At 60.0% G+C, this 13,771-nt stretch carries 14 protein-coding genes; 4 read left to right on the plus strand and 10 right to left on the minus strand.

The window, feature by feature from the left end; translation table 11 throughout:
* Positions 1-4: 4 nt before the first annotated feature.
* Both prmC and DSM110093_RS07925 read left to right on the plus strand, forming a co-directional pair.
* Positions 5-820, plus strand: coding sequence for a peptide chain release factor N(5)-glutamine methyltransferase (gene prmC, locus DSM110093_RS07920; RefSeq protein WP_243267692.1), 816 nt, complete (start codon positions 5-7; stop codon positions 818-820).
* Positions 821-1,028: 208 nt separating this feature from the next.
* On the plus strand, positions 1,029-1,637 hold the full coding sequence (locus tag DSM110093_RS07925) for a DUF4167 domain-containing protein (protein WP_243267565.1): 609 nt from the start codon (positions 1,029-1,031) through the stop codon (positions 1,635-1,637).
* A 54-nt stretch (positions 1,638-1,691) separates the two neighbouring features.
* Here DSM110093_RS07925 and DSM110093_RS07930 read toward each other — a convergent pair whose 3' ends face one another.
* From DSM110093_RS07930 to lptF, 7 genes are read right to left on the minus strand one after another with little or no spacing between them, the layout of a single operon-like run.
* Positions 1,692-2,270 carry a hypothetical protein gene (locus DSM110093_RS07930; protein WP_243267566.1) on the minus strand — a complete coding sequence of 193 codons (579 nt, stop codon included), beginning with the start codon at positions 2,268-2,270 and terminating at the stop codon, positions 1,692-1,694.
* Between the two features lie 2 nt (positions 2,271-2,272).
* Positions 2,273-3,115 carry a 16S rRNA (adenine(1518)-N(6)/adenine(1519)-N(6))-dimethyltransferase RsmA gene (gene rsmA, locus DSM110093_RS07935; RefSeq protein ID WP_243260584.1) on the minus strand — a complete coding sequence of 281 codons (843 nt, stop codon included), beginning with the start codon at positions 3,113-3,115 and terminating at the stop codon, positions 2,273-2,275.
* Positions 3,112-4,086, minus strand: a complete 975-nt coding sequence (gene pdxA, locus DSM110093_RS07940; RefSeq protein ID WP_243267567.1) for a 4-hydroxythreonine-4-phosphate dehydrogenase PdxA — start codon at positions 4,084-4,086, stop codon at positions 3,112-3,114. The genes rsmA and pdxA overlap by 4 nt, the downstream gene beginning before the upstream one ends.
* Entirely contained in the window at positions 4,083-5,321 is a 1,239-nt protein-coding gene (locus DSM110093_RS07945; protein ID WP_243267568.1) for a peptidylprolyl isomerase, read from the minus strand. Before DSM110093_RS07945 ends, pdxA begins: the two co-directional genes overlap by 4 nt.
* Positions 5,309-7,441 (minus strand): LPS assembly protein LptD, encoded by a 2,133-nt coding sequence (lptD, locus tag DSM110093_RS07950; protein ID WP_243267569.1) that lies wholly within the window; start codon positions 7,439-7,441, stop codon positions 5,309-5,311. The genes DSM110093_RS07945 and lptD overlap by 13 nt, the downstream gene beginning before the upstream one ends.
* Before the next feature lies 1 nt (position 7,442).
* Entirely contained in the window at positions 7,443-8,540 is a 1,098-nt protein-coding gene (gene lptG, locus DSM110093_RS07955; protein ID WP_243267570.1) for an LPS export ABC transporter permease LptG, read from the minus strand.
* Positions 8,537-9,670, minus strand: a complete 1,134-nt coding sequence (gene lptF, locus DSM110093_RS07960) for an LPS export ABC transporter permease LptF (RefSeq protein ID WP_243267571.1) — start codon at positions 9,668-9,670, stop codon at positions 8,537-8,539. Before lptF ends, lptG begins: the two co-directional genes overlap by 4 nt.
* A 130-nt stretch (positions 9,671-9,800) precedes the next feature.
* Here lptF and DSM110093_RS07965 point away from each other — a divergent pair, with 130 nt between their 5' ends.
* Both DSM110093_RS07965 and DSM110093_RS07970 read left to right on the plus strand, forming a co-directional pair.
* On the plus strand, positions 9,801-11,273 hold the full coding sequence (locus tag DSM110093_RS07965; protein ID WP_243267572.1) for a leucyl aminopeptidase: 1,473 nt from the start codon (positions 9,801-9,803) through the stop codon (positions 11,271-11,273).
* Between the two features lie 7 nt (positions 11,274-11,280).
* Complete coding sequence (locus DSM110093_RS07970; RefSeq protein WP_243267573.1) at positions 11,281-11,739, plus strand: DNA polymerase III subunit chi; 459 nt, start codon at positions 11,281-11,283, stop codon at positions 11,737-11,739.
* A gap of 51 nt (positions 11,740-11,790) precedes the next feature.
* Here DSM110093_RS07970 and DSM110093_RS07975 read toward each other — a convergent pair whose 3' ends face one another.
* The 3 genes from DSM110093_RS07975 to DSM110093_RS07985 all read right to left on the minus strand — a co-directional run bounded on the left by DSM110093_RS07975 (position 11,791) and on the right by DSM110093_RS07985 (position 13,692).
* Positions 11,791-12,027, minus strand: a complete 237-nt coding sequence (locus DSM110093_RS07975) for a hypothetical protein (RefSeq protein ID WP_243267574.1) — start codon at positions 12,025-12,027, stop codon at positions 11,791-11,793.
* A 398-nt stretch (positions 12,028-12,425) separates the two neighbouring features.
* Complete coding sequence (locus tag DSM110093_RS07980) at positions 12,426-13,007, minus strand: TIGR02281 family clan AA aspartic protease (RefSeq protein WP_243267575.1); 582 nt, start codon at positions 13,005-13,007, stop codon at positions 12,426-12,428.
* A 46-nt stretch (positions 13,008-13,053) separates the two neighbouring features.
* Positions 13,054-13,692: a MarC family protein gene (locus DSM110093_RS07985; protein WP_243267576.1), complete on the minus strand. Its 639-nt coding sequence runs from the start codon at positions 13,690-13,692 to the stop codon at positions 13,054-13,056.
* Between the last annotated feature and the right edge of the window lie 79 nt (positions 13,693-13,771).

Below are 13,771 nucleotides of genomic sequence, written 5' to 3' on the forward strand. Positions count from 1 at the left end.
AGCCATGGCCGCTGCCGCCGGACGGCTTCGGGCCGCGGGCGTGCCTGACCCGGCACGGGACGCGCGGATGCTTTTGGCCCATGCCGCTGCCGTGGATGCAGCCCGCGTGACCCTGATCGCGCCCGAGGAAATCGCGCCTGACGTGGCGGAGCGTTTTGAGCAACTCATCGCGCTGCGGGCCGTGCGCGTGCCTGTCTCGCAACTGATCGGGAGGCGGGCGTTCTATGGCCGGGATTTCAACATCAGCCGCGATGTACTTGATCCCCGTCCTGAAACGGAAACGCTGATTGATCTGGCCCTTGGGGACCATTTCGAGCGGATCTTGGACCTTGGCACCGGATCGGGCTGTATCCTTGTCACGCTGCTCGCTGAACGCCCACAAGCCACGGGGCTGGGCGTAGACCTCTCGGAAGCCGCCTGTCTACAGGCCAGTGCCAATGCGGTGCAACACGGCGTGGCCGCGCGTGCCGATATCCGACAGTCAGATTGGTTCAGCGCGGTCGACGGTCGCTTTGACCTAATCCTGTCAAACCCCCCTTATCTGGCAGTTGAAGAAATGGCGGAGGTCTCTCCCGAACTCCTGCACCATGAACCCGAGATGGCGCTGACCGATGGGCACGACGGGCTAAGCATCTACCGCATTATTGCCGCCGAAGCGCAGGGATATCTGACGTCCCAGGGGCGCGTCATGGTTGAAATCGGCTGGCAACAGGGCGACGCTGTGCAAGACATCTTTGCAGATGCAGGCTGGGGCCGGGTGACACTGGCACATGATCTTGATGGCCGTCCTAGGGTCGTTTGCGCTGATAAACCGGCGTAAAATTGCGAAAAATCGGTGCTTTATCGGGGCAAATTGCAATTTCTTCTTGCTCAAGGCTTTCGGGCATGGTTAGTCAAGGGTGTTGCAGCGGTGGATGCCTTAGGCGGTCCCGCGCGGCACTATGCCCAACATATCGCTTAGGCCGGGACGATGACGTGCTTTGCACCCCCGGTAAACGACACACAGCACACAAGGCTGACATCATTCCATGAATTCTCCCAGATCACGCTCCCGGTCGAAGAACAATCGTAAACGCTCCTCCCATGGTGGCGGCGGCGGCAATGTCGTCAATCGGGTGTTCGACAGCTCCGGTCCTGAGGGTAAGGTGCGCGGCACGCCGCAGCAGGTTATCGAGAAATACAACCAGCTGGCCCGCGACGCGCAGCTTAGCAATGACCGTGTGGCGGCTGAGAATTTTCAACAGCACGCTGAACATTACCTCCGCCTGCTGAGCGAAGCACAGCGCGAGATTGACCAGCGCCGCGAAGAGCAGGAACGTCAGAACCGTGAGCGGCAGGCAGAGCGCGACCGCGAGCGCGCTGAACGGCAGGAGCGTGAAGCGCAGCAGGGCGGGCAGCAACAGGGCGACCAACAACCCCAAAGCGATCAACCCGAGCAAGACAGCGCGCCTCAGCAACCCCAGCAGCAGGCTGAGGCGGAAACCAACGGCCAAGAGAGCACGCTGGTTGAAACGCCTGAGAGCAAGCCCAAGCCCAAACGTGCCCCGCGCCGCAAGCCCAAGCCGAAAGTGGCAGAGGCACAGCCGCAGGATGCTGGCGGTGACGGTAGCAACGATCCGGCCAAAGCCGCAGAATAAAGAAAAGCCCCGCATTTTGCGGGGCTTTTTCGTATCGCTGCAGGGCAGGGTGGCTTACTCTTCCATTCCCGCTTGCACGTATCTGATCCGCCCATTGCGGCGCAGAACCTCTTCGCGCGGCTCCCAATCATAGCGCGGATCGCTTGTGACCGGCGACCAGAACAGCACGCCCCCCTTGCGCCACGGATCAAGGACAATCCCCGCTTGCATCGGCGCGCCTGCCGCCGAGATGATGGCGGTGGAGTGGTCTATCAGCAGCCGGGTGTCACCGTTGGCAATGGCCCGGTGCATGTCGAGCGTGGCGAAACCTTCGGCCTTCAAACGTTTCTCCAAATCCTCAGCCCAATGCCAGCACAGCCCGCGCGGGCGGCGACCGCTGTTGACCTTGGCATTGTGAATAAGCGGCGCATCGGTGATCTGATAGGCAATCGCCAGTTCATGCGTGTGGCGATATGCAATCTGCGCTGCGCGCGCGGCCTCTGCCGGATCAATAGCCGGCGAAAGCCGTTCGATGGCCCGCGTCAGTTCCGCAATCTCGGCGTTTGTGCCGACGGGCGGGGGGCCGTTGCGGGGCATGGCGCAGGCCGACAGGGTTAGAATCAGCGTGCAAAGCAGCAGCAGACGATGGAACATGATCACCCCTTGGCGATTTCGCGGGCAAGGGCACAGAAACCCTCCAGCGGTATTTGCTCGGCCCGGTCGGTGGGTTTCAGCCCAGCGGCCTGCAGGCGATCCTCAATATCGGGCGCCGCCCCTTTGAGCGCCGAACGCAGCATTTTGCGGCGTTGATTGAACGCCATGGCCACCACACGGCTGAGCACCGCAGGGTCGGCAGGATAGCGCGGCTCGGTCAGCGCGGTCAGATGCACTACGCTTGATGATACTTTTGGCGGTGGCGTGAAAGCCCCCGGCGGCAGCTGCATGACGATCCGCGCATCGCTGCGCCATTGTGCCAGCACGGCCAGCCGCCCATAGGCTTTGGAGCCGGGCGTCGCGACGATCCGCTCGGCCACTTCGCGTTGGAACATCAGCGTCAGGCTCTGCCAGAACGGGGGCCATTGCGGCGGGGTAAGCCAGCGCACCAGCAACTCGGTCCCGACGTTATAGGGCAGGTTGGCGGCCACGCGGATCGGCGGGGTCAGATGGCTCAGCGGGTCGATCTCCAGCGCGTCGCCTTCGATGACCGTCAGGCGACCGGGGTAGTGTTCTGCCACCTCGGCCAGCGCGGGCAGGCAGCGGCGGTCTTTCTCGATCGCCAGAACGTGACGTGCGCCTTCGGCCAGGAGGCCACGGGTCAGGCCACCGGGGCCGGGGCCGATCTCAAGCACGTCGCAATCGGCCATGTCCCCCGCTTGCCGTGCGATCTTGGCAGTGAGGTTCAGATCCAGCAGGAAGTTCTGGCCCAGCGATTTCCGCGCGGCCAACTCGTGGGTGTTGATCACCTCGCGCAGTGGCGGGAGATTGTCGATAGCACTCATGTTTTCTGGCCCATCTGCCATGCCAATTTGATCGCTTCGATCATGCTGGTCGGATTGGCGCGCCCTTGGCCCGCAATGTCAAAAGCTGTTCCGTGATCGGGTGAGGTACGCACGAAGGGCAACCCCAGCGTCACATTCACGCCCCGGTCGAAGTCCAGCGTCTTGATCGGGATCAGCGCTTGGTCGTGATACATCGCCACCGCCGCGTCATAGCCTGCGCGGGCGCGGGCATGGAACATCGTATCGGCTGGCAGCGGCCCTGTCAGGGCGTGGCCTTCGCCTTGCATCTCAAGGATCAGCGGCGCGATCCAGTCAAGCTCTTGCCGGCCCATACTGCCGCCTTCGCCTGCGTGGGGATTGAGCCCCGCCACAGCGATGCGCGGGCGAGTAATGCCAAAGCGGTTCTGCAATTCCTGTGCCGTGATCTCAATCGTGCGGCGCAGGCCCGCAGGGGTCAGCGCCAACGGCACCTGATCCAGCGCGATGTGGATGGTGGCGGGCACGACGCGCAACCGGTCGGAGGCCAGCATCATCACCACATCCTCAACCCCTGCCAGTGCGGCGAGGTATTCAGTATGGCCGGGGTAGGCGAAATTCGCGCCATCCTGCAGGGCTTTCTTGTGGATCGGTGCGGTGCAGATGGCGCAAGCGGCCCTGGTCTGCACCAGATCAACGGCGCGGGCGATCACGTCAATCACCCCCTGCGCATGGCCGGGCTGCGGCACACCGGCGAGGGCGGTGCTTTCGAAAACATGAGACAGCACAGGCAGCGCATGGGTGCTCGGTGCGCCTACATCTTCGGGGCTATCGATCAAACGGTGCGGCACATCTTCAGGCAGGTGGCGCGGGTCGCCAATCCAGAACATCGGTATATCAGACGAAAGCGCCGCCCAAGCACGGGCGGCGATTTCAGGGCCAATCCCGGCGGGTTCACCGCAGGTGATGGCCACAGGCCGGGACGGGCGGTTCATTGGCGGGTGATGCGGGCTTCGGCGCGGGCCTGTTCCAGCAATTGCGTGGCATAGCCCTCAAGCTTGCGCTGCCGGATCGAGCTGATGACCGCCTCACGGTTTGCATCGGCATTGGCCGCTGTGGTGCGGTTGCAAAGCATCAAGAAAACAAGCGTTTGCCCATCGGCACGGGTCAGCGTGGTAGAGACTTCGCCGGGATCGAGTTTCGCCAGCTCAATGGCCACATCCTGCGGGATCTCACCCGGAGCCTTGGTGCCACGGTCAAGCACATTCGCGGGCTGGCCCTTGGCAACACCGTAAAGGTCGTCACATTGATCAACCCGACCGCGCAATTGTGCGGCACGCGACAGGGCGGCCTCGGAACGGCCACCGGGGATGTAATAGGCCGCATAGTCAATCTCGGAATATTCGACGCTTGGCTTGCCGGTCTCTTCGATGCCGCGTAGCTGGAACAGGGCCACGGCATTGGGGATCGGCAGCGGGGCCGTCACCTCACCGGGGGCGAGGGCCAGAAGGATTGGCCGCAGGCTGGCAGGAAGGTTTTCGAGCGGCGTCCAAGGCATTTTACCGCCGCGGCCCCGAGAAGCAGTGGCGGAATACTGGCTCGCATAGGAGGAAAACTCAGCCTCGGAACTGCTTTGCGCAATCCGTTCGGCCAGCGCGTTCACTTGATCGGCATTTTGCGGCGGGGCGGGAATGATAATCTCTGACAAAAGCACGCGCAGGCCGTTGTTGCCCCGGCTGCTGCCAAGTGCGCGCTCTACCTCTTCGTCGGTGATATCGACCCGGCCATTATAGCGCGCGCGGATCAGGTCACGCCATGCAGCGCTGATGACGATGAAATCGCGGAATGTCTCTTCTGAGATCTGCGCTTGGCCTAGCACCTGAAGGAATTCTTCGGTCGACAGATCAGCGCGGCTGGCGAATTCGGCCATACCGGACTGTATCCCGTCTGGGCTGACTTGCAGCCCAGCTTGATCAAGGATTTGCCCCCGAAGCCGGTCGTTGATCAGACTGTCGATGACGTTGTCGGTGTCCGCCCCCGGCGCACCGATCAACTGCATAAAGCGCTGACGCTGCTGCACCTCATAGCCTGTGATGACCTCGTCGTTAACACGAGCGACGGGCGCAAAGAGGTTTTGCGCCGCAGCGGATTGCCCCACGACCAAAGCGAAGGCGAGGGCTGCGGTGCCACGGATCCCGGCACGGACTGTCTGTTTCGTTACTTCCCACATGAGCGTACGTATCTTTCTGTTCCGGTGTTGGCGGCAAAGCCCCTGAGGCCGATGTTAAAACCGAAATCCGTTGAGGGCTCAACACTTGTTGAGGATGAATAGCTCCGGCTGACGGAAAGGTCGACCTGTACGCATTCATTGTTATAGCTCAGGCCAAGACCCGCCGTCGCTGCACGTTCGTCGGCCAAGTCAAAACGCCAGTCAGCAGAAGCCTGCCATTGGCTGTTGATCGAAAAGCTGCCGTCAAAGGTGATTTCTGACACATCTTCATCGCGGTCTTCAGCGGCATCTTCTTGCAGCCAGACATAGCTGCTCGCGATTTGGCCGCGTTTGAAATTCCAAACGCCGCGCAGCTCGGCCTTGGCGACTTCGAAATCATCATCAACCAAGCCACGCCCGATAATTGCCAAACCATTATCGCTGCGCAATTGGCCAGCGAGCAGAAAGTCAGAGTAAGTCCCCTGCAAGCCCGAGCTAAAGCTGAAATCATCATCCGCATCGGCCCGGATCACCTGACCGAAGGAAAAACTTGCGTCGGGCCCGTTAGGGTCTATCCGCGCCCAATTCACGCCGAAGGCCGCAACCGCACCGCGCTCGCGGCGGTCGGGTCGAGGGAAACGGCTGAGCGACAGTAGGTTGCCTTCGTCATACTCAACCAGTGTGCTTTCCTCATTGGGAATGTCCAGCCGATCGCCGCCGGTCCAGCCGAATTGTACAAGCGGTTCAATCTGTTGTACCGCGCCGCCCGTCTCACGACGTTGCATGGGATAGCGCAACGCGACGGCAATTTCGGGCACTAGATCGCCATGGCGCGGTTCAAACCCATCATCCTGCGCAATATTAAAGAGGCCAAAATTCGCACCAGCATGAAGGTCGCTGACCAAGCCGTTAGAGAATGTCAGGCGTCGCAACCATGTCGCTTCACCATTCAACCGCGAGACATCGCGGCCAAGCCCGCCCGCACTCACGTCGGAGCCGCGGCGGTGGGTGTGCGCTTCGAGCGATAGACGAAGCTCTCCGCCCAGACGGGTCGGGAAATAGCGTCGCTGATGTTCGCCGTCCAATACCAGTGTCGGCAGTTCAGCGTTTACATCATCATCGCGCAGGGAACGGTAATTGAGCAAACTGGCGCGGGTGTAATCGTCGCGCCGGGCGCGGCTCACGGTCAACTCATTCGTCAGGCGGTCTTTGTCGGAATAGCCATAGTCATTGAGGTATGAGCGGTCGCTGGTGGTCTCAATATCGAAATAAAGCTTGTAGTCGCGCCGCAAATCAAAGGTGCCGGTTCCAAACAGATAGCCGCGCGTTTCGCCCGGTTCCTCATCATCGCGGGTAATCGCACCATCAAAGTCGATCCGCCCAGACACGAAGGCTTGCCGATAGCGGAATTCCATCGTGCGGGTATCGGGCGACAGATAAGGCGTCAGTGTAAGGTCGCGGTGATCGCCAAGCTTGATGAAATAGGGCAGTTTCAGCCCCACGCCCAGTTGCGAAGTGGACCGAATGGAAGGCGCTAGAAAGCCGGTGGCACGGTCCAACGTCGGGTCAGGCAGGCGCAGGCGCGGCAGATAGAAGATCGGCACGTTCTTGATGCGAAACTGCGCTTCGTCGAAATAAAGCTGCTGGGCCAGTTGGTCATGCACCACTCGTTTCGCGCGGATTTGCCAAAGCGGGGCTTCACCATCTTCGCATACTTTACAGGAGGTTACAGCCGCTTTGTAAAGCTGGCTATACCTCCCTTCGACCCGGTTGATCTGCACAGCGGCAAGCTGCAACTGCTGCTCAAGGATCATGCGCGCGCCGCGCAACAATCCTGATTGTAACCCCGCATCGAGAGAGGCGGCATCAGCAAGAATTGTGGTATTCTCGCCCTCTGACAGCACAATCGGCCCTTCAATGCTCAAGGCACCGGTGGCTTGATCATAGCGGATCGCGGTGGCACGCAGCCGTGTCTCGCCCCTAAAGGCTTCGACATTCCCCTGCGCGACCAAGACCTTATCGCGGGTAATGAACACCTGATCGGCGACCAAAACGGCGGGTCGATCTGTGGTGGGGGCGGTCTGCGCGCTTATGGCCAGAGGCGCAAAGCTAAGAGCAAGTCCAACCAAAGCCGCGCGCATGTCAGCCGTCCTCCGCATGCAAAAGCAGACCAAGTGCCAAAAAGATGGCGGCAACGGGCGGTGCCCAAGCGGCAAGGGTCACAGGGATTTGGCCGTTCTCGCCAAGGATCTGCGCGAAACTGCGAATAAAATACAAACCGAACCCCAGCAAAATCGAGGCCAGCACAGCAACGCCGGTCCCCCCAAAACGGGTATGGCGCATGGTGAATGCGCTCGCAACCAGAACCATGGCCACCAGAAAGAAGGGCCGCGCCAATTCGGCCTGCAACCAAACCTCATGTTGCCGCGTGCTAAAGCCCGCCTGCTCCAACTGACGAATGAATTCAGGCAACTCATAGATCGAGACTGCGGCGACACGGCCAATGCTTTCCCGAATACGCTCAACCGTGAGAGACGCGGGAATCGACAACGTTTCATGTACCTCGGCTTCGCCTTCGGCGTTAACCCCAGCCTCTAGCGGCCAAATCTTGGCCCCGGTCAACTGCCAGTCGCTACCGCTAAGTTGCGCGCTTTCGGCCTCGATCCGGCGGATCGGACCTTTCTCGGCGTTATAGCTGATGATCGTCACATTATAGAGGACAGAGGCATCGCTGTTGGTACGCCATGCGCGGATGACCGATTGGCCTTCCTCTGTGCCTTGGCGCAGCCAGAGCCCTTCGTCGCTCACAGAAAGGGCCGAGCTTCCGTTAGAGCGGTATTTCTGCGTCAAATACTCCGCCCGTTCGCTGGTTGCCGCCACGATGGGGTTAAGCATAGCCACGGCCAGCGTACCGATAATCAGCGCCACCACCATCGGTGCGATCAAGGCGCGCAAAGCAGAGCGGCCTGCCGCGCGGGTCACGACCAGTTCAGAGGATCGCGCCAAACCGATGAACAACGCAACCGTGGCAAGGATCATGATCAGTGGAAGGATCATATTGATCGTCTGCGGCATGTGCAGCAGGGTCATGCCCAACACTTGATCCCAGCCGACATCATCGTCGGCAAAACGCCGCGCCTGATCGACACCGTCAACCAGCATCACCAAGGCGGCAAGCACTGCCGTTATCACCATAAAGCTGGTGAAAAAACGGCGGGCGAAGTAGAAATGCAGGATCATGCGGTCGCCCCTTTGCCGCGCAGACGCCGCCGGATCCAGCGCGGATGCGCCGCTTGCCAAAGCATCGCAAGTGTCAGTGCCGCCCCGATAAGCGACGGCAGATAGGCCAGTGGCCAAGCGGCGGCACTCTCGCGAATTTGTACCACCAAGGTACCCCGCAGCCCGTCAATGGCGATCAACAGGCCAAAAGCTATCACCGCTTCGCGCCAGACACCAAACCGCGAGAAACCACCAAGGATCAAAGTGGCAAAACCAATCATTGCGGCGACGATACAGAACAAGGGCTGCGCAAGGCGGCCGTGTAATTCTTCGGCAACGATGCCTTGTGTTGTGTCAGCCTGCGCGGCAACCCCGGCCCAGTCCCATAACAACGCAGGCGTCACCATTGAAGACACCGACTGGCCAATAGCCTCGTCACTGCCGACCAAAGGGGAAATATCGAAGGAAAAATCACGAAACTTGGCGGTGGCCAGCCGGTTCTGGACCGTATCAAGGCGCTGCGCCATGCCGTTGAGCATGATCAACGTCGTATTCTCACCATTGCGGGCCAAGTAGGCTTCGGCGGCAGTATAGATCACCCCCTCATCGGCCTTGCGGCGATCCGACAGAAACACATCGCGCAAGACGCCATCGTTATCGATCGCGCGGGTATAGAAGGTCACCTCATCCGACGGATGCAAAAACGTCCCTTCCGTCAACAGCCGCGCGGTGAGATTGCGCGAGATCTCGGCCTCACGCTGCTTCAGCTGGCCCTGCGCCATAGGGACAAGAAAATTGCTCAGCACTGTCATCATCAGCGCCACGCATAGGCCAAAGACAAAGACAGGCCGCGCCAGACGCCAAGGGCCGGAACCTGCGGCCTGAAGGACAGACAGTTCAGATTCGCTCGACATGCGGTTGGTCACATAGACCGACGCGGCAAAGGTTGCGATCGGCAGGACGGTGACGATCAACTTGGGCAGGCCAAGGGCCGTAAACTCCAGAAACACCAATGCAGATTGGCCATCTCCGATCAAACGGTCGAATAATACCACCGCGCGGTTGATCCAAAACAACGCCACCAGCACCAGCGCGAAAAAGCCGAACATAACCAGAAGTTGCGACAGCATGTAGCGGTCAATTCGTGCCACTCTGATCCCCCGAGATGCTCTGACGGCGTTTACGGGGATCTTAAAGCAAATCTTGGGGCGGGAAAACTGCTATCTGGCCATGGGCGGCGCGGCGCGCTAGGTCTGGGCCAAATCAAACACGAGGCATACCATGACCGATCTGACCCCCATCACCTTTGCTGAGACCGACATTGACCGTATCGCAGGGCATTCAGGGCGGGTCGCGGTCTTTCTTGAGCCAGAGGGTCGGCTTGATGCCGGGGCGCGGCGGGTGAACCGGCTGACCAAGGGCGCGTTACAACGGCTGGTTGAGAGCGATCGTTTTACCAGCCTCAATCCCGGTGATGTGCTTAGCATGGGCTTTCCCGCCGGAATGGCAGTAGAGGCGGTGGATGTGGTCCACATGCCGCGCCGTGCCGATGTGATGACCGCGCGCAAGGCAGGCGCGGCTTTGGCTAAACGTAGGGGCGACAGCGAACTGTTGATTCTGGCCGCAGGCATGCGCCGGGTGGCCGATGTGGCCTTTGGTCTGGCAATGAGGGATTATGGGTTTGAGGATCATAAATCATCCCCCAAACCCCGTAAGGGCAGTGTTGAGGTCATGTGTTCCAAGCCTGAGGATGCACGCAAAGCTGCAGCGCCATTGATGGCCGTGGCGGAGGGCGCATTCATGACCCGCGACCTGACCAATGCCCCGGCCAACATCCTGACGACAACCAACTTTGCCGAACGTCTGGCCGAGATGGAAAGCTTAGGCCTTAAAGTTGAAGTTTTAGATGAAGAAGAGCTTGCAACGCTCGGAATGAGAACGCTTTTGTCAGTCGGGCAGGGATCTGATAGCCCCTCTAAGGTCGTGGTCATGCGGTGGGAAGGTGGCGCTGAGGGGACGGCTCCGCTGGCGCTGGTCGGCAAGGGCGTGGTCTTTGATACCGGCGGCATCAGCCTTAAACCCGGCCCGGGCATGGAAGATATGACCATGGACATGGGCGGCGCAGGCGTGGTGTCGGGCGTGATGCGCACGCTGGCGCTGCGCAAGGCCAAGGCGAATGTCGTAGGGCTGGTGGGGATTGTGGAAAATATGCCTTCGGGCAACGCCACCCGTCCAGGCGATGTGATCACCACCATGAAAGGCGACACGGTGGAGGTCATCAACACCGACGCCGAGGGGCGCTTGGTGCTCTGCGATGTCATGTGGTACGCGCAAGATCGGTTCAAACCCGCCGCGATGATTGATCTGGCAACGCTGACCGGTGCGGTCATTATCGGACTGGGACATGAAAACGCCGGTGTTTTCTCGAACGATGACGGCCTGTGCAACGATTTCCTAAAGGCCGCCGAGAGTGAAGGCGAGGGCGCGTGGCGGCTACCACTGGGCCAAGGTTATGACGATCAGTTGAAAAGCCGCATCGCTGATATGAAAAACATCGGGGGGCGTCCGGCGGGGTCTATCACTGCAGCGCAATTCCTCAAGCGCTTCGTCAAGGATGAGACACCTTGGATCCATCTCGACATCGCCGGGGTTGCCTCGTTGAAATCCGAGAGCACGCTGGCCCCCGCAGGCGCGACCGGCTGGGGCGTGGCGGCGCTGAACCGTCTGGTCGCCGACCGCTTCGAGAAGGGCTGAACCGAAAATGGGAGCGGCCTACTTCTATCACCTGACGCAGCGACCTCTGGTCGAGACGCTGACGATGCTGCTGGAAAAGTCGCTCGCCAACGGCTGGCGCGTGGCCTTGCGCGGCACGGATCGCGAGGGGCTAGAAGCGCTGGATCGGGCGCTTTGGACATTTTCCGAAGACAGCTTTCTGCCACATGGCATGGTTGGTGGTCCACAAGATGCAGATCAGCCGGTGCTGTTGACGTTGGAGGACAGCACCCCCAACCGTGCGGATTGCCTGATGGCGGTACATGGTGCCAATGTCACGGCGCAAGAAGTCGCAGCGTTGCAGCGGGTTTGCGTGTTGTTTGACGGACATGACCCCATGGCACTGGATCACGCGCGCGCGCTGTGGAAGCGGCTGAAGTCCGACGGTGCATCGGCACAATATTGGTCAGAAGAGAGTGGCCGTTGGGAAAAGAAGGCTGAGACCTGAAATAGGGGCAGGTGGCAAATGCCTCCCGCCCCTTGAATGAATAATCTCGGATCAGGCCGCTTTGTCGACTGCGGATTTTGCAGCGGATCCAGCGTTGTTGGCCGTGCCGTCTTGCGCCTGCGGCTCGACCTTGGTTACGTAGGATTTCGCGGCCTCAACAGCGCTGTTATTCACCGGCGCAATTGTATCGAGCAAAGCGCGGGTGCGAACGCTCTCAACATTACGCTGTGCCGCAGCGCGGGCGAAAGCTTCGCTGTCGGCGTCTGACGCCTTCGGGGTTGTTTCCATCGATTTTGTCTGCGCGACGGTCTGTACCGCTTGGGTCTTTGCGGGCGCTTGTACCGATTGGGACTTGGTTGTTTCCTGTGCGGCGGCGCTGTTTTGCGTCGCCTGTGGTTCGCTGGCTGGTTTTGCCTCAGCCTTGGGGGCGCTATTTTGGTTCTTTTCCGGTTTCCCAGGCTTTTCGACCTTCTCGGCTTTGGGCGGCCTATTACTCTGTTGATAGGAGGAAGACCCCCTTAAAATATTCGATAGCATGGCAGCAAGTTCTCCAAATTTGGGTACAGTTGTGCCTTGCAGATATTCGCGCAAAACGGCGGTAACCTGTCCAATTTGCGGCGAATGCGGCGTCATTCTGCGGCGAATTTGATTGCTCAATGCCGAGGGATAGGAAATTATAAGCCGGATCAGCGACTTAGACGTAATTCGCCACCGCTAATCTCAATTCGTCCCCAGCGTTGTAGATAGCCCATACCCAAAAGTGACTGTGACATTACGCCTTCATTCACCACAGCAGAGACATTGTAATCTACCGCGTTGCCCACGACGATTTCGTCAAGCTCTACGAAAGCGGTGCGGGTTTCACCATTCGCTGTAGCGGCACGCCCGAGGTAGTTAAGTTCTCCTGGGTCGATCCCAATCCGCTCGGCATCTGCCTTGCTCAACACAATATCTGACGCGCCTGTGTCGACGACAAAACGCACCGGGGCTCCGTTGACCTCGGCAGTCAGGTAATAATGACCATCGGGCCCGCGCGGCAGGACGATCTCGCCCGCTTCGCTGATGCTAAGTTGCTGGCGCGCTGTGCCGCGGCTGATGTCTTGCCACAGGCCAACACCAGCGGCGGCACCGACAAAGATCAGCCCCCAGACTGCAGCCTGTTGCAGCGTCTTGTTCATGCTGGGACGATTTTGGAGGAAAAACCAGCCCGCCAACATGGTTAGCAGGACAATTAGGTAGATCAGATGTGCAGTGTCGATTTCGGCCATTAGGTCGCCCCCCCTAATCCAGATATAGGAACGCAGAGGGCAAATGTCAGCCGGGTGTCGGGCCGGGGCCGAAACCAAAGGCCGCAAGGCCATCGAGCACGAATTGAACCGAAAGAGCCGCCAGCAGCATGCCCAGTAAACGGGTGATGATATTAATGCCGGTCTTGCCCATCGCGCGCTCAAGTGCGCCGCTTACTTGCATGGTCAGCGCCATAACCACCAAGGTAAGTGCGGTGATCACGATAATGGTCAGCAACCCTTCGCCGCCCGGTTTTTCACCCGTTAGCAGGATGACAGAGGCGATGGAGCCGGGACCGGCGATCAGTGGGATCGCCATGGGAAAGACCGATGGATCGTCATGGTCATCCTCATCCGCGCGGTCCTCGCGCCGTTTGGTCCGGCGGTCAAAAAGCATGTCGAGAGCGGTAATGAACAGCAAAATGCCCCCCGCGACGCGGAAAGCGGGCATTGAGATCCCGATGAAGCCGAGCACCGCTTCGCCGAAGGCAGCGAAAATCAGCAAAATCAACCCGGCTACGCCCACTGCGCGCCAAGCGATTTTGCGCCTTTGCGCATTACTCATCCCGCGGGTCAGCGCCAGAAAGACAGGCGCAATGGCGATGGGGTCGACCACAACAAACATCGTGACGAGGGCGGTGATCATATAGGCGGTATCGAAGGTCATCGGTATTCCTTGGCGCGGTGCAGTCTTGTCAGAATGCACGAGGGCCGCCCTATAGGCGACCCCCGCGTTGTATTAATAT

It is taken from the genome of Sulfitobacter sp. DSM 110093 (assembly GCF_022788715.1).
GTDB lineage: Bacteria > Pseudomonadota > Alphaproteobacteria > Rhodobacterales > Rhodobacteraceae > Sulfitobacter.